The sequence below is a fragment of the Candidatus Venteria ishoeyi genome (assembly GCF_030378065.1).
Lineage (GTDB): Bacteria > Pseudomonadota > Gammaproteobacteria > Beggiatoales > Beggiatoaceae > Venteria > Venteria ishoeyi.
On record NZ_JAUCGJ010000011.1, the window covers coordinates 16754 to 32825 of the forward strand.

The following is a 16072-nucleotide window of genomic DNA, read 5'->3' on the forward strand; positions in this document are numbered from 1 at the left end:
TATGTCACAGTTTTCATAACGCAGAAAATGGAGAAAAAGGCCAGCCTGGTTTCGGGAATTATAAAATCCTCGTTCCTAAACTCAGCCCTGGTATTGTTATTCTGTATCGTCTTTTTTACCGCTGCGTATGATAAAGAAAATAGTTAACACAACAACAACTAAAGTTGAAAAACCAATAGTAAATAAAGATAACTGACCAATTGGATCTTTTAATAAAATATCAAGTATAGGCATCGTTATATTCTCCTCAAAGTTGAGCATTCATGTCATTGCACAAATACCGGAAAAATACATTCAATATGAATGTTGTTAAAAATTTCACTGTATTTGAATCGCTTTATTATAACAAAATTTACAAGGGTATAGCGTGGGCAAAATCAGTGAAATATGACTGCATCAAACATGATTCTTTGCTAGCAAAATAGCATTCACCTCATAACTTCGTAGATATTATCAAATGTTAATGATAATTGTAACAAAATACGAGCGGCTTGTTACGTCAAGGTGTAAAATCTATCCAGCAACGAGGGGGAGTTCGCATTGTGCCAAATAAAAACACTAAAAATACGCTTCAATTAAAAAATTCAGACATGTAACAAGCCTGACATAGTAGAATGCCTTTGCACTTTCCCGATTGGCTGCCTGAGTTTGGTGTCAGTTTCTTTTAGCCACTGCCTGGCTGAAGACCGCTTCCAGTTCACACCATTTATTGATAATGTATGCTAAATTTGAGTATTTTTACTTAAAAAACCTTACCTTGAGTTCAGGTGTTGAGTTACCTGCAAAGTAGTTATGAATCTACCTAATATACTGACTTTAATACGCATTGCACTGGTTCCAGTGTTTATTCTTGTATTTTATCTGCCTTTTTCATGGTCCAGTATTGCTGCCATGTATGTGTTTTTGCTGGCCTCTCTTACCGACTGGCTGGATGGTTATCTGGCGCGTAAATACCAGCAGACCACCGCGTTTGGCGCATTTTTAGATCCGGTTGCCGACAAGCTGATCGTTGCCGTGGCTTTGGTGGTGTTGGTCAGTGCTTATCCGACACTGTGGATGAGCATTCCGGCAGCGATTATCATCGGGCGGGAAATTATTATTTCCGCCCTGCGCGAATGGATGGCCGCAGAAGGCAAGCGTAGTGAAGTTGCCGTATCCGATATTGGCAAATGGAAAACCACAGTACAGATGCTGGCGATGTTGTTTTTGATTTATCAGGTGCCTTTATTTGGCGTGATCCCCGTGATTGAAATCGGTTATGTGCTGCTGTATATCGCAGTATTTTTAACCCTCTGGTCAATGGTGAGCTATTTACGCGCAGCTTTGCCGGTATTACTGGCAAGTGACAAGCAATGACGGCTACGGATTTTGCACATGAGTCCGTGTTGCTGGAAGCAGCGCTGCAAGGGCTGGCAATCCAGGAAGCGGGTATTTATGTGGATGCCACGTTTGGGCGCGGCGGACACAGCAGGGCTTTACTATCGCAACTGGGGCCACAGGGACAATTATTAGGTCTGGATCAAGACCCCCAGGCCATCACTACCGGCTTAAAACTGGCGCAAGCCGATTCACGGTTTCAAATTATACACAGCAACTTTCACGATATAACCCAGGTATTAAGCGAGCTGGGCTGGCTGGGCAAGGTCAACGGCATCTTATTTGATTTGGGCGTTTCTTCGCCACAACTTGATGATCCCGAGCGTGGTTTCAGTTTTTTACGCGATGGGCCGCTGGATATGCGCATGAACCCTTTACAGGGTATTTCCGCTGCCGACTGGATTAACCGGGCGCAAGCTTCAGACATTGCCGATGTTTTGTATCAATACGGTGAAGAGCGTTATTCCCGGCGTATTGCCCGTGCCATTGTATATCAGCGTGGGCAGCAACCGATTTTACGCACTGCGGTTCTGGCGGAAATCATTAAAACCGCGCACCCCGCCTGGGAAAGACACAAACACCCCGCCACCCGCAGTTTCCAGGCAATTCGTATTTATATCAACCGTGAACTGGAAGGCTTGGAAGAGACACTGGCGCAAATGCCGCAAATTCTGGCCCAGGGCGGTCGATTGGCAGTTATCAGTTTTCATTCATTGGAAGATCGTATTGTTAAGCGTTATCTGCGCGAACAATCACGCGGCGCACAATTTCCTCCCGGCGTACCCGTCACCGAAGCGCAAATCAACCAAACCCGGCTGTTTAAAACCCTGGGCAAGGCCATACGCCCTTCGCCACAGGAAGTACAGCAAAACCCCCGCGCCCGTAGTGCAACATTAAGGGTTGCGCAAAGACTTTAAAAGTCTAAATCCCTCTGAAATCGGGCGTTCCATAGACCTGACAGGTTTTTAAAAACCTGTCAGGTCTTTGCATCAAATAAATGCACTTTGCACTAAAATGGTGCAAAGTATAATTTACTGATACAATAAAACATATCAATTCACTGATTTTTATTTCCAGTTATGTTCCATGCAAAGCATCCTGAAATAGATTAAAAAATAGGCTAAATGATTGATAATCATTGTGATATTACCAGCCTTCCCCCCTTAAAAACCGGTGCTTGCAGCTCAGGCAAATGACGACATAAAAAGAAAAATAATCTCTAAATAAAATGGTTTGTAATTTGCTCTAGCTCAATACAATAATTTTTACAATGGCTATCCAATCCATGAACACCATGCCTTCCCCCGCTTTGATGTTTGAGCACCTCAGCACTGCCGTTTTATGTTTTGATCCCAAATTGCATTTACAAGCCATTAACCCGGCTGGCGAAGCGCTACTGGAGTTGAGTGCTAAAAAATTACATGGCATCCATGCATTAACGCTGTTTCCTGATTGCAAATGCTTACTCACGCCTCCCACCACACCCCATCCAGTAACGGAGCATGGCCTGCGTCTTAACGTATTGGGTCACCACTTTATTATGGTGGATTGCACGATTACTTCGATTTGGAGCGCAGAGGATCAACAAGGCAGTGCTTTTTTAGTGGAACTGGTCAATATTGATCAGCAACTGCGCCTGACCCGTGAGGAAAGCTTATTATTGCAGCACCAGGCGACCCAGAATTTATTGCGCGGCATGGCGCATGAAATCAAAAATCCTCTGGGGGGGCTGCGCGGCGCGGCACAATTACTGGCGCGGGAACTACCAGAGAATCAACGCGAATATACTGAAATTATTATTGGCGAGGCGGATCGCCTGCAAAATCTGCTTAACCGGATGCTGGGTTCGCATACCCCGCCACAAAAAGAATGGATTAACGTCCATAAAGTGTTATGCCGGGTACGCCAAATCGTACTCACTGAAGCCGGGGATAATGTCACTTTTCTGGCTGATTATGACCCCAGCCTGCCGGATATTTTTGTTGACCCGGATCAATTGCATCAGGTATTGCTGAATATCATGCGTAATGCCATACAAGCGATGGAAAACCAGGGTCATTTAATTCTGCGCACCCGCATTGAGCGCAATCTCAGCCTCTCGCATCCACAAACCAAATCTAAACAATACCGCCTGGCAGTACGCATTGATATACAAGATGATGGCCCCGGCATTGAAGAGACCATGCTGGAGCAGATTTTCTACCCTATGGTCACAGGACGCGCAGAAGGCACGGGTCTGGGTCTGTCGATTGTCCAAAACCTGATTCATCGTAATAATGGCATGATTCAATGCCGCAGCGAACCGGGAGAAACGGTATTTACTGTTTTTCTGCCCATAGAAAAAGCGACAAGCAAACAAGGTAAATAAAATGAATAATGTATGGGTGATTGATGATGACCGTTCCATTCGCTGGGTACTGGAAAAAGCACTGAGCCAGGCAGGTCTGGACGTTACGAGCTTTGATCGCGCCGATAAGGTGATTCATGCCCTGGAGCAAAATCTGCCCTCCGTTATTATTACTGACGTGCGTATGCCCGGTATGAGTGGTCTTGCCTTGCTGGAACACTTAAGTGATCAATACCCCGATATACCGGTGATTTTAATGACCGCCTATTCTGATTTGGAAAGCGCGGTATCGGCCTATCAAGGCGGGGCTTTTGAATACCTGCCCAAACCTTTTGATATTGATGAAGCTGTTGATTTGACGCAACGCGCTATCAGTGAACGTCTGCAACGCCAGGAAGCTTCTGCCACAGAAACGCTGATTGAATCCAGCGAAATGATAGGCTCGGCACCCGCCATGCAGGAAGTTTTTCGCGCCATTGGACGCTTATCCCGTTCCAACATCACCGTATTAATTACTGGCGAATCCGGCACGGGCAAGGAACTGGTTGCCCATGCCCTGCATCGCCACAGCCCCCGCGCCAAACAGCCTTTTATCGCCCTGAACACTGCCGCCATACCCAAAGAACTGCTGGAATCTGAATTATTCGGGCATGAACGCGGGGCATTTACCGGCGCGGCGCAACAACGGCGCGGGCGTTTTGAACAAGCCGATGGCGGCACCCTGTTTCTGGATGAAATCGGTGACATGCCCGCAGAATTACAAACCCGTCTGTTACGGGTGCTGGCTGATGGCAGCTTTTTTCGGGTGGGTGGGCATAGCGCATTGCAAGTGGATGTGCGCATTATTGCCGCAACCCACCAAAATCTGGAACAGCGCGTGCGCGAGGGACTATTTCGGGAAGACTTGTTTCACCGTCTGAACGTGATACGTATCCCGCTACCCGCCTTGCGTGAGCGCCGTGAGGATATTGCCTTATTAATGAATCACTTCCTCAGTGCCAGCGCCAAAGAACTGGGTGAAGAAATTAAAATGCTGCACCCCGACACCCAAACCTGCTTACAGCAACTGGACTGGCCCGGTAATGTACGGCAACTGGAAAACACTTGCCGCTGGCTGACGGTGATGGCATCGGGTCAGGAAATACTGCCGGAAGACTTACCCAAAGAATTACAGCAACAACAGCATGATGACAATGCGAATAATGATTGGGAGCAGGGATTGCACCAGTGGGCGGAACAACAACTGCAAAGTGGCTGTTCCGCATTGCTCGATGAGGCTCTGCCCCGGTTTGAACGGGTCATGATCAACACCGCCTTAAACTTTACCCACGGTCGCCGCCAGGAAGCAGCTAAATTATTAGGCTGGGGACGCAATACCATCACCCGTAAAATTAAAGAACTGGAAATTACAGCATTGGATAAAAAACTGGAATGAGCTGAGTTTGGTGTGAGTGTTGTCTGCCGCTACACGGTTGAAAACCACTTCCAGGTAGCGCCATGCTAACCTTTAAAGTCGTGTGGCAACTTATTTATTTTCCATGCACAAGGTTAAAACCTTCGCCTTTCAGGTGAACAGATTTATCTCTAATGTTTAACGGTAAAACTTAAAATATAGGTTTTAACACTAACACCCCAAAGGGGTATTTTAATACAGCCTGGGGCAACGCCCCAGGGTAGAGAATGACATGTTTACGCCCTGAAAGGGCAGGTTAAAATGATGGCAATATTTTAATCTGCCCTTTCAGGGCGTGAATGGCACGGATACAATTCCAGGGGCGTTGCCCCTGGCTATATTAATGCGCCCCGTTGGGGCTAAACAACAGGGCTTGTCCGCCCTGTATCTCGGCTTTCAGCCACCAAACACTCTAACCCACCCGTCTTTTAGCGGGTGGTTGTTTAGTGGAAATCCAGCCTGAACTTGCCATCAGTATCAATTAACGGCTGTATGCTATGCTAAAGTAATGGGCTACAATGGGTTGCAGCCAAATAGATGACAGCCAGAGAAAACGCTAATGCCCAAAGATAAAACTACCAATAAATTATTAAAAAAATTAAAAAAGCTCTTATTTGCAGAATTTGAAGAAATTATTTTTCATTATGGCATCCCGGTAGAGTACCTGAATCCGGGCAGCCAAACCCAGCGTGCGATAGAAATCATACGTTATGCTGAAAATAACAATGAACTGTCAAAGTTACAACAAGTGCTTGCCAAGGTAAAAAAACCGGAAGCGGCATCCCATCCTGACATCCATATCCAGCACCTGCCCACTCCCAGCAGCCAACTACTAGGCCGCGCCGAAGAACTCAAACAACTCAACCAAAGCTTCAAAAACCCAAAGCAAAGACTAATGGTATTAGTCGCCTCTGGCGGCACTGGCAAATCGGCATTGACTGAAATGTGGTTAAGCCAAATCGCGCCGCATTATGGCGAAGTCGCAAGGGTGTTTGGCTGGTCGTTTTATAGTCAGGGGCATCATCGTTTATATACTGACTCTGGGGCTTTTTTTCGTGAAGTGCTGCCGTTTTTGGGACAAGCGGATATTCCAACTGATGAAACCGACAAAGGGCGGTTGTTGGCGGACTGTTTGGCACAGCAGCCGGTATTGCTGGTGCTTGATGGTTTAGAACCCCTGCAACTGGACAATGTTGGCAATGATGGTAGTTTGCAAGACTCCGCCCTGCGTGCGTTTTTTACTCAACTACCGCGCAGTTTGCAACAACAACAGCAAAGTTTTGTATTAATATCATCACGCCAACCGCTAGTAGAATTAAAAACCTGGCAAGACGACAGCTATCATAGCCTGAACTTAAAACACCTAAGCTCGGCTGATGGGGCTTTATTATTAAAAACCAAAGGTGTCGTAGGTACAGAGACACAACGCCAGCAACTTGCCGATGAATCTGGAAATCATGCCCTGACCTTAGCCCTGCTTGGCGCCTTATTAAAACAACAATATGAGGGCAAAATTGTTGAAGAATGGAAAACCCTTAATGCCGAACTTGAGCAAGCCAATAATGCACAAAGCAATGAAGACAGACATTGCCAGCGGATTTTAAGCTGGTATCAACAGAATCTGCCAGAAAATAATAAACGCTTTTTATTTATGCTCGGATTATTTGACCGTCCGCTGGGCTGGGCAGAGAAAAACGAATTAATTAAGAAGGCAGACTGGTGTAAACCGCTTAAAAACTTAAGCACAGCTCAATTACAGAGCTTAGAGCAACAACTAGAAACCGCAGGCTTATTGGCTCCAAATCCAAGCGCAACTAATGGCCAGCAAAACACACGAATGCAATGGGATTGCCATGCTTTAATCCGCAGTTGGGCGGGAAAATCCTTTGTAAGCCACGAAAAAGCCGCCTTTATCCAGGCACAAAAAGTATTATTTGCCTATTACCAGCAGCTACCAGCTAAACAGCAACCAGATAGCCTGGAAGAATTACAACCACTGTATCGGGCAGTGGGGCATGGTTGTTTGGCGGGGGAATATCAGGCAGCAATGTATGAGGTGTATTATAAGCGTATTCGCCGAGAACAAGAATTCTACAGTTGCAAAAAACTCGGTGCTTATGCACAAGACCTCAGTGCCTTAGCAGCCTTTTTTCCTCAGGGCTGGAAACAACCAGAACATACTGGCCTGTCTGTAGCTGATCAAGCATGGTTGCTGGGAGTAGCAGCATTTTGCCTGATGTCTCTGGGGCGTTTGTCCGAGGCACTGGCTCCGAGGGCAGCAGATTTGGAATTGTGTGTTAAAACCAAAGACTGGAAAAATGCATCCGCTACCGCCCAAAACCTCACCGACCTGTACCTGCCGCTGGGAAACCTGGAACAAGCAGCAGCATCTGCACGCCAAGCAATTGATTATGCACAGCAAGCCGAGGATTTGTGGGAGCAAACGAAAAGCTATGCCCGTCTTGCCAGCGTATTACACCGCCAGGGACTTTTAGAGCAGGCAGCAACAGCCTTTAAGACTGCCGAGGAAAAACAGGCACAACATGATCCTCAACATCCTCGTTTAGCTTCTGGATATGGTGCATATTATTGTGCATTTTTGCTGGATCTGGTTGCGCTTGCAAACAACCGCAATAAATACTCAAAATCAGAAGTTGCCAAGTTTGGGATTGAAAATCTGTTGTTAGACTGTTCTCCCCAGGAAACTATTCAGGAAGTGTTAGAGCGAGGGGAGTATGCTTTGAATCTTGTAATGAATGGTAGTCGTGACCTATTAAGTATAGCTGTAAACCACCTCAGCATCGCCCGCACCCAGGCAGCGTTAAAGCAAAACCAAGCAGCCAGCAACAGCTTCAATTTGGCAGTGAAGGCAGTAGAGGAATCGAAACGTTATGATTTTACTCCATCATTCTACCTAAGCCGCGCCAACTTCCAACTGCAACAAGGCGAAACCAACAAAGCCCGCCAAGACCTGGATGCAGCCTGGGCGATTATCAACACAAGCAACATGGAACTATACGCCGTAGATGCCCACCTGCTAGAGGCCGCATACCACCAGCTTATCCCCAACCAACAACAAGTCAGCCTCCACCAACAACAAGCAGAAATGAAAATCAGCAACACCGGTTATAAGCTGCGTGAACTGGTGCCGCTGTCATAAGGCATGTCATATAGATTTTCAGCTATTAAATTTCCAAAGCAAATGCTGACAACACAGCAAATACTATCGGTGCCGGGAAAGTATTTACCTGAAAATCTATAGTTTTAATTTAAGCCCTCTCTATATCCCAATGAGGATATTCAAGTGAATAATTTTCTGCATTTTTCTGCGTATTCAGCGGCAAAATAAAAAAGCCGCAGAAAACACAGAAAGACGCAGAAAGACGCAGAAAGACACATCAGGAGATAAACTTGGAATCATTATTACTCGCCATCAACCCACAAGACCCCTTGTGGATAGCCATTGCTTTTGCCTGTGGTCTGGCGGTGAAGCTGGTGGGGCTGCCGCCGTTGATCGGATTTCTTATTGCCGGTTTTGTGCTCCATGCCGCCGGGGCTGAAAGTGGCGAGTTCCTGCGGGAAATTGCCGATCTCGGTGTCACTCTGCTGCTGTTCACCATCGGTCTCAAACTCAAAATCAATTCCCTGACCCGGCCTGAGGTGTGGGGCGTTGCCAGCATTCACATGGGCGCAGTGACGCTGTTGTTGAGCCTGTTCATATTTTTTCTGGCACAGTTAAACCTGCCCTTGTTTGATAGCGTTGATATAAAAACAGCCTTGTTGATTGGTTTCGCGCTGTCCTTTTCCAGTACCGTATTTGCTATCAAGGTGCTGGAAACCCTGGGGGCTTCAGCCTCGCGTCATGGTCGTACCTCCATTGGCGTTTTGATTGTGCAGGATATTGCTGCCGTGACGTTCATTGCCGTGTCAGCCGGTAAGATCCCGTCTGTTTGGGCGTTTGCCTTATTCTTGTTAATTCCTCTGCGGCATATTTTTCAATGGCTACTGGGGCGCACCGGTCACGGGGAATTATTGGTGTTATATGGCATTGTCATGGCGCTGGGCGGGGCTGATTTGTTTGAAATGGTGGGCATGAAAGCCGACCTTGGGGCGCTGGTGTTTGGCATGTTGTTGACCAGCCATCCCAAGTCAAATGAGTTAGCCAAGGTGCTGATGGGGTTTAAGGATCTTTTTCTGGTGGGATTTTTTCTCAGCGTCGGCATGACAGCCATGCCGGGCTGGGCCGAACTGCTTGCCGCCCTGTTGCTGCTCACTTTTCTGCCGCTTAAAGTCGCGCTCTATTTCGGTTTCTTCACCCTGTTCAAGCTACGCGCCCATGCCGCATGGCAGTCTTCTCTGAATCTTGCCAATTACAGCGAATTTGGTCTTATTGTCGGCACTATCGCCGCCACATCAGGTTGGCTGCCAAAAGAGTGGCTGGCAGTTTTTGCCATCATTCTGGCGGCTTCCTTTACCCTGGCAGCACCTCTGGCCTCCGGTGGGGATAAGCTCTATTCCTGGTGGCGCAAGCAAATCAAGACATTTCAACGCAAACAACGACTGAGCGATGATGCCGACCTCGAAGCCGAAGCGGTTGAAGTGGTGGTGATTGGCATGGGGCGACTGGGCAGCGCGGCCTATGACAGCTTTGCAGCAAGCTTCCCCGGGCGCGTACTAGGCATCGATCTCGATCAACAAAATATTCAAAGGCATCAGGCAAAAGGGCATTTCCTGGTCATGGCGGACGGTACCAACCCCGCGCTTTGGTCACGGGCACCGGGATTACCACAACGCTTGAAATGGGTCATATTGTGCCTGCCTAATCATCAGGCAAACCTCACTGCCGCGCGGCAACTGATGAAACAGGGTGTCAATTGCCGCATCGCCGCGACAACCAGGTATCCTGATGAAGCAGACGCGCTCAGGGCGCAGGGTGTGGAGTTTGTATTTAATATTTACGCTGAAGCCGCCACAGGTTTTGCCAGCGATCTATGCAAGCGGCTTGAAACAAGCTGATGGTTGCTCACTTAAAGCGGGATAGTGCGGGACAGTGCGATACTGTAAACCTTTGTCATTATCTGCGGCAAAAAATTTGATGGATTGATAACCCATTCTCGTATTCGTTTATTTCGTTTCCGGCGTGCAAAGACATTCAATCAATCGCTCTACCTCTTGGGTGCAACAACCAATTCCGCTTGTGGCATAGGTCTGTTTTTGTATTTCTGCCACAGTTGCTGCACCATTTACGATGGCATTGATAATATCCATTTTAAGAACGCCATTACAGGTGCATAGATTTTGGTCTAAATCTTTCTTAAGCAGAGGCGGAAGTTTGTCCAGAGGATTTGTTTCGGAATCAGTTTTCATATTATTGTTTCATATTTTTGCATTAGCACGCTATTGTAACGGGAATATCAGTGAATGTCAGACGACTACACCAGCAAGTTTATTTTGATGGAAGCGCAGACCTGACAGGTTTTAAAAACCTGTCAGGTCTTTGGTATGAAGCCCGACACTAGAATGTTGCTGATGTACTACAGTGACTTAGCAGTTTTGCGCTATTATGCCAGTCTGTGTTTTGATGACATTGACGAAGATGTGCGCTGGTAGTTTTATCAGACACGGATTAATATAGAGACTCATCTATAGGTTTTCAGGTAAATAACTGCCAAAAAAACCTGACAGGTCTTGAAGACTTGTCAGGTTTTTGTGGGAAATTCATTATAATCAAATAAAGCATTTTCCACATCACTTAGTAAATTCAGGAGTTCTCTTTTTCATGATGAAACAAGCATTACAAGCAGTCTTAGAAGGACATGATTTTTCTGAAACGGAAATGACGGACATCATGCAAAGCATCATGACCGGGCAGGCCAGCAACGCGCAGATTGGTGGTTTTCTCATTGGCCTGCGCATGAAAGGGGAAACCGTCACTGAAATTACCGCTGCCGCTAAAGTGATGCGCCAGTTAGCCGCGCCGGTAACGGTCACTGGCTCGCATGTGGTGGATATTGTCGGCACGGGCGGCGATGGCGCGCATACCTTTAATATTTCCACCGCCAGCATTTTTGTGGCGGCGGCAGCGGGGGCAACCGTTGCCAAACATGGCAACCGTTCGGTTTCCAGCAAGTCTGGCAGCGCCGATGTGCTGGAAGCGGCGGGGGTGAAACTGGATATTGATACGCAACAGGTCGCCGACTGCATTAATCAGACCGGTCTGGGATTTATGTTTGCACCCATGCATCACAGCGCCATGAAACATGCAATTACTGCGCGTAAGGACATGGGCGTGCGCACAATTTTTAATCTGCTCGGGCCGCTGACCAATCCCGCAAATGCGCCGCGTCAGTTATTAGGCGTTTTCAGCCGTGACTGGGTGGAGCCGATGGCGGAAGTATTGCGTAATCTCGGCAGCGAGCATGTGCTGGTGGTGCATTCTGAAGATGGTCTGGATGAAATCAGTCTGGCTGCGCCGACTTTTGTCGCGGAACTGAAAAACGGCGAAATCACCACCTATACCATTAAGCCGGAAGATTTTGGCCTGCAAACCCAGGCGTTAGATGATCTGATTGTAGAAAATGCCGCGCAGAGTCTGGAACTCTTGTGCGGTGTGTTGCAGGATAGGGCAGGCAGTGCGCGGGATATTGTGCAGCTTAATGCTGGTGCCGCGATTTATGCCGCCGGTTTAACTGAGACCCTGGCGCAAGGCATGGAAAAAGCAGATGAAGTGATCAAAAGTGGCGCGGCGGCTGTTAAAATGACGGATTTAATCCAATTTACCAATCAATGAGTTCCGCAATGGATAAAACCCCTGATATTCTGAAAAAAATTCTGCAACGCAAGCAGGAAGAAATTGCTGAAGCCAGTGCAATAACCTCCTTGTCTGCATTAAAACAGCAGGCCGCAAACGCATCACCTACGCGCGGTTTTGTGCGCGCCCTGCAAAATAATATAGCCGCCGGACGGCCTGCGGTGATTGCGGAAATTAAAAAAGCCTCACCCAGTAAAGGGCTGTTGCGGGAAAACTTTGCACCTGCTGAAATTGCCAAAGATTATGCCAAATATGGTGCCAGTTGCTTGTCGGTATTAACTGACCGGGATTTTTTTCAAGGTGCGCCTGATTATTTGCAGCAGGCGCGGGCGGCTTGCTCGCTGCCGGTATTGTGTAAGGATTTTATGATTGATCCTTATCAGGTGTATGCTGCGCGTAGTTGGGGCGCGGATTGTATTTTGCTGATTGTCGCCGCGCTCAGTGATGAGCAAATGCGGGAACTGGCGGATTTAGCCGCGCAACTGGGAATGGACGTATTAACCGAAGTCCATGATCAAGCGGAATTAGAACGCGCCCTGCAACTACCTTTGCCCCTGGTTGGCATTAATAACCGTAATTTGCGTACTTTTGCAACCTCACTGGATACCACGCTGGATTTACAGCAGCAGGTGCCGGAAGATCGTCTGCTGATTACGGAAAGTGGCATATTAAATCAGCAGGATGTACAAAAAATGACCGATGCCGGTATTTTTGGTTTTCTGGTCGGTGAAGCTTTCATGCGCGCACCAGAGCCAGGTGTTGCGCTGGGGCAATTATTTGGCTTGAGTGCAATAACTTAAGGAAGACACATGAAAACCCTCTGGGCAGCCATACAACGACATGGATTTCAGGCCATTATCAGCCTGGTTATCATTGTATTTTTTGCTGCCCACGTTACCGGTCATCTGCGCTGGTCTTTTATTGATGAAATGGAGCTGCGCAGCTATGACACCCGCTTGAACCTCACCAAACCGGGCGGCGTGGACTCGCGTATCGTCATTGTTGATATTGATGAAAAAAGTTTAAGTGCCATCGGGCGTTGGCCCTGGAAGCGCGATATTCTCGCCAGCGTGGTTGATCAATTATTTGATTATTACCAAATTGACTTGTTGGGTTTTGATGCCGTGTTTCCTGAAGCGGATAAAAGCTCGGGTCTGGAAACGCTGGAAAATTTAGCCAATAACGAGTTACAAGATCAAGCTGATTTTCTGGCGGTTTTGGAAAAACTGCGCACCGGCCTGGATTATGACAGCCGTTTTGCGCAAAGCCTGAAAAATCGCCGGATTATTCTGGGTTACGCGATGATAGACGAGGACGATGCAGCGCGCTCCGGGGTCTTGCCAAAACCTGCGTTCAGCACCAAAACCCTCAGCCCCTATGCCTTACAGCCTATTGAAGCCACAGGTTTTGCCAGTAATATGGCCCCATTTGAACAGGCCAGCGTAACCAGCGGACATTTTAACGCCCTGCCGGATAATGATGGTATCACCCGGCGGGTGCCGATGTTTTATGCCTTTCAGGGTAATTATTATGAATCCCTGTCACTGGCAATAGCACGGGTCTTGTTGAATGAACCGGAACTGGGTCTGGATGTGGTCAATCAGGGCAACTATCAGCAACTGGAAGCCTTGCTGGTTGGCAATCGCCGTATCCCGGTGAATAGTCACCTGGAAGCACTGGTGCCTTATCGTGGTGAACAGGACAGTTATCCTTATGTATCGATTGTCGATGTCTTGTATCGCCAGGTTGAGCCTGAACGCTTACGCGGCGCGATTGTTTTAATCGGCACTACTGCTAAAGGCTTGTTTGATTTACGCGCAACCCCGGTCAGCGAAGTGTATCCGGGGGTGGAAATTCACGCCAATCTGATTGCCGGGATATTGGATAACCGCATTCTGCAAGCTGATTATGGCAAGGGTGGCGAGTTATTTTTTATGATTCTGGCAGGTCTGAGCATGACGGTACTGATGCTCTGGGTGACTCCCCTGTGGACGACAATTGCCGCAGTGGTACTGAGCGTGGGATTAATCTGGAGTAATTTTTATTTCTGGGAAAATCTGAATCTGGTGCTGAATCTGGCACCCACCCTATTAATGATTTGGGGTTTGTTTTTATTTAACTTGTCTTATGGTTATTTTGTGGAAACCCGCAATAAACGCCAGTTAACCGGTTTATTCGGGCAATATATTCCGCCGCAACTGGTGGATGAAATGAGCCAGAACCCCAGTGCAAAGTTTTCCATGGAAGGCGACAGCCGGGAGATGACGGTATTATTTTCCGATGTACGTGGTTTTACCAGTATTTCAGAAAGCCTCAATCCGCGTCAGTTGTCGGAACTGATGAATACCTTCTTAACCCCGATGACCCATCTTATCCATGAACATCGTGGCACTATTGATAAGTATATGGGCGATGCCATCATGGCTTTCTGGGGCGCGCCGCTGAGAGATGCCGAACATCCCCGCCACGCCCTGGCTGCGGCAATGGCAATGATAGATAAACTGGATACCATGCAGGGCGAATTCAAATCTCGTGGCTGGCCACAAATTAAGATTGGCATCGGTATCAACACCGGGGTGATGAATGTCGGCAACATGGGTTCAGAGTTTCGCATGGCCTATACCATCTTAGGCGATGCCGTCAATCTGGGTTCGCGCCTGGAAGGTTTGACCAAACAATATGGCGCATCCATTATTATCAGCGAATTCACCCGCAAGGCCGTGCCGGAATACGCCTGCCGCGAGCTGGACAGGGTCAGAGTCAAAGGCAAGGAAAAACCGGTTGCGATTTTCCAGCCGCTGGGGCTTAAAATCGACATTCCCGCCTGGGAAATGGAAGAACTGGAGCAATATCATCAGGCGCTGCAACACTATCGCCATCAGCAATGGCAGGAAGCCAAGGCCTTATTTATTGAATTGGAAATGCACCGCCCGCAACGCCTGCTGTATCATATTTATCTGGAGCGTATAGCACATTTTCTGCATCATGAGCCAGGGGATGACTGGGACGGGGTGTTTACGCATACCAGCAAGTAGCCAGAGTTCGACGCAGGCTTCTTTCAACGTTAAAGACGCTGAAAACCGCCTTCGTCTCACGCTCAGGCATCATTCTCACTGACTTCCCGTAAATACTTAAACAAAGCACGGGCAGCCTTGGGTGGTTTGTTATTTTTCTGTTCGCGTAATGCCGAGCGCGCTAATTGGCGTAAGTGTTGGCGATCCGCTGCGGGGTGTTCATTGAGAAATAACTGAATAGCCTCATCACCCTCGTTGATAATGGCATCTCTGGTTTGTTCTAACTGATGAAAATGATGTGTGGCCTGATGCTGCTTGGCATCGTGTAAGGCCAGTGCTTGCATGATGTCTTCACAATCCCGGCTACGCATGAGCTTGCCTATAAATTGCAATTGGCGGCGGTAGCCTTCATGTTTATTGCGAATGCGCTGCGCTAATTCAATAGCATCTTTTAAGGTATCGTCTAAGGGCAATTTATCCAGAATCGGTTTGCCTAAATTGACTAAGCGGGTACCCAACGCCTGTAAAGTTTCCGCGTCTCTTTTTTGTTGACTTTTGCTCAGTAAATCTTCGTCATGGAGGGGGTTTTGCTCAAGATCTTTCATATTGTATGTTTTCTTGCGTATGCACTAATGTGCTGTGTATATTTTTTATTGATACCGCGAATATGAGTCATTAACCAAAGTTTCAGGAATCTAATAAACTCTTTGCCAGGTTGCGTAATATCAATTAATTGCTATCAGATGAATATGGAGTCAGGCGTTATATTGATGATAATCAATTATAACGCCTGCTCCTTTTTTATTATATTTCAAATAGCCCGAATGATTGAACTATTTGACTCCTCAATAATGGCGGTTTGGCGGACACACGCTTCAGAAGGCGTTGCTTACTGCAAACGCTTCTGAATGCTGGAAAATTGAAGTTAAGATTAGACTTCAATTTTCTCAGTGTTGCGAAGTATAATACAATTACGCGATAAATAAAATTATTTTTTATAAATCAGTGCTTTATAAGTATCTGCTATTTTTTTAATATTAGAAGTTTAATGAAGATCAATAATGAAGCGG

The 16072-nt window shown here is 47.2% G+C and carries 12 protein-coding genes; 9 read left to right on the top strand and 3 right to left on the bottom strand.

Annotation, left to right across the window (positions count from 1 at the left end; genetic code table 11):
• Positions 1-96: 96 nt before the first annotated feature.
• The gene (locus tag QUF61_RS05095) at positions 97-234 is read right to left on the bottom strand and encodes a hypothetical protein (protein WP_177428627.1); all 138 of its coding nucleotides are present in this window, start codon (positions 232-234) and stop codon (positions 97-99) included.
• A 558-nt stretch (positions 235-792) separates the two neighbouring features.
• Here QUF61_RS05095 and pgsA point away from each other — a divergent pair.
• The 6 genes from pgsA (at position 793) to QUF61_RS05125 (ending at position 10193) form a co-directional block, all read left to right on the top strand.
• Entirely contained in the window at positions 793-1356 is a 564-nt protein-coding gene (pgsA, locus tag QUF61_RS05100) for a CDP-diacylglycerol--glycerol-3-phosphate 3-phosphatidyltransferase (RefSeq protein ID WP_103921859.1), read from the top strand.
• Complete coding sequence (gene rsmH / locus QUF61_RS05105) at positions 1353-2294, top strand: 16S rRNA (cytosine(1402)-N(4))-methyltransferase RsmH (RefSeq protein ID WP_289680811.1); 942 nt, start codon at positions 1353-1355, stop codon at positions 2292-2294. Before pgsA ends, rsmH begins: the two co-directional genes overlap by 4 nt.
• A gap of 368 nt (positions 2295-2662) precedes the next feature.
• On the top strand, positions 2663-3745 hold the full coding sequence (gene glnL / locus QUF61_RS05110; protein ID WP_103921861.1) for a nitrogen regulation protein NR(II): 1083 nt from the start codon (positions 2663-2665) through the stop codon (positions 3743-3745).
• A gap of 1 nt (position 3746) precedes the next feature.
• A complete protein-coding gene (gene glnG, locus QUF61_RS05115) occupies positions 3747-5159 on the top strand; it encodes a nitrogen regulation protein NR(I) (protein WP_289680812.1) in 1413 nt (470 codons plus the stop codon).
• Positions 5160-5736: 577 nt separating this feature from the next.
• Complete coding sequence (locus tag QUF61_RS05120; protein ID WP_289680813.1) at positions 5737-8337, top strand: ATP-binding protein; 2601 nt, start codon at positions 5737-5739, stop codon at positions 8335-8337.
• A gap of 251 nt (positions 8338-8588) precedes the next feature.
• Positions 8589-10193 (top strand): cation:proton antiporter family protein, encoded by a 1605-nt coding sequence (locus QUF61_RS05125; RefSeq protein WP_289680814.1) that lies wholly within the window; start codon positions 8589-8591, stop codon positions 10191-10193.
• Between the two features lie 108 nt (positions 10194-10301).
• Here QUF61_RS05125 and QUF61_RS05130 read toward each other — a convergent pair whose 3' ends face one another.
• Positions 10302-10544, bottom strand: a complete 243-nt coding sequence (locus tag QUF61_RS05130) for a (2Fe-2S)-binding protein (RefSeq protein WP_103921865.1) — start codon at positions 10542-10544, stop codon at positions 10302-10304.
• 412 nt (positions 10545-10956) lie between these two features.
• Between QUF61_RS05130 and trpD the strand changes: the two genes are divergently transcribed.
• Genes trpD through QUF61_RS05145 form a run of 3 tightly spaced genes read left to right on the top strand, consistent with a single transcriptional unit; the run spans position 10957 to position 15023 of the window.
• The gene (gene trpD, locus QUF61_RS05135) at positions 10957-11967 is read left to right on the top strand and encodes an anthranilate phosphoribosyltransferase (RefSeq protein WP_289680815.1); all 1011 of its coding nucleotides are present in this window, start codon (positions 10957-10959) and stop codon (positions 11965-11967) included.
• 8 nt (positions 11968-11975) lie between these two features.
• Positions 11976-12788: an indole-3-glycerol phosphate synthase TrpC gene (trpC, locus tag QUF61_RS05140; RefSeq protein WP_103921932.1), complete on the top strand. Its 813-nt coding sequence runs from the start codon at positions 11976-11978 to the stop codon at positions 12786-12788.
• A 9-nt stretch (positions 12789-12797) separates the two neighbouring features.
• Positions 12798-15023, top strand: coding sequence for a CHASE2 domain-containing protein (locus QUF61_RS05145; RefSeq protein WP_103921867.1), 2226 nt, complete (start codon positions 12798-12800; stop codon positions 15021-15023).
• Positions 15024-15085: 62 nt separating this feature from the next.
• Here QUF61_RS05145 and yjgA read toward each other — a convergent pair whose 3' ends face one another.
• On the bottom strand, positions 15086-15607 hold the full coding sequence (yjgA, locus tag QUF61_RS05150) for a ribosome biogenesis factor YjgA (protein WP_103921868.1): 522 nt from the start codon (positions 15605-15607) through the stop codon (positions 15086-15088).
• Positions 15608-16072: the final 465 nt, after the last annotated feature.

What these genes read in the sequence shown, in the direction of transcription:
- trpC (WP_103921932.1), top strand. Translation starts at nt 11,976, where the DNA reads ATGGATAAAACCCCTGATATTCTGAAAAAAATTCTGCAACGCAAGCAG.
- trpD (WP_289680815.1), top strand. Translation starts at nt 10,957, where the DNA reads ATGATGAAACAAGCATTACAAGCAGTCTTAGAAGGACATGATTTTTCT.
- glnG (WP_289680812.1), top strand. Translation starts at nt 3,747, where the DNA reads ATGAATAATGTATGGGTGATTGATGATGACCGTTCCATTCGCTGGGTA.
- QUF61_RS05120 (WP_289680813.1), top strand. Translation starts at nt 5,737, where the DNA reads ATGCCCAAAGATAAAACTACCAATAAATTATTAAAAAAATTAAAAAAG.
- glnL (WP_103921861.1), top strand. Translation starts at nt 2,663, where the DNA reads ATGAACACCATGCCTTCCCCCGCTTTGATGTTTGAGCACCTCAGCACT.
- yjgA (WP_103921868.1), bottom strand. Translation starts at nt 15,607, where the DNA reads ATGAAAGATCTTGAGCAAAACCCCCTCCATGACGAAGATTTACTGAGC.
- rsmH (WP_289680811.1), top strand. Translation starts at nt 1,353, where the DNA reads ATGACGGCTACGGATTTTGCACATGAGTCCGTGTTGCTGGAAGCAGCG.
- pgsA (WP_103921859.1), top strand. Translation starts at nt 793, where the DNA reads ATGAATCTACCTAATATACTGACTTTAATACGCATTGCACTGGTTCCA.
- QUF61_RS05095 (WP_177428627.1), bottom strand. Translation starts at nt 234, where the DNA reads ATGCCTATACTTGATATTTTATTAAAAGATCCAATTGGTCAGTTATCT.
- QUF61_RS05130 (WP_103921865.1), bottom strand. Translation starts at nt 10,544, where the DNA reads ATGAAAACTGATTCCGAAACAAATCCTCTGGACAAACTTCCGCCTCTG.
- QUF61_RS05145 (WP_103921867.1), top strand. Translation starts at nt 12,798, where the DNA reads ATGAAAACCCTCTGGGCAGCCATACAACGACATGGATTTCAGGCCATT.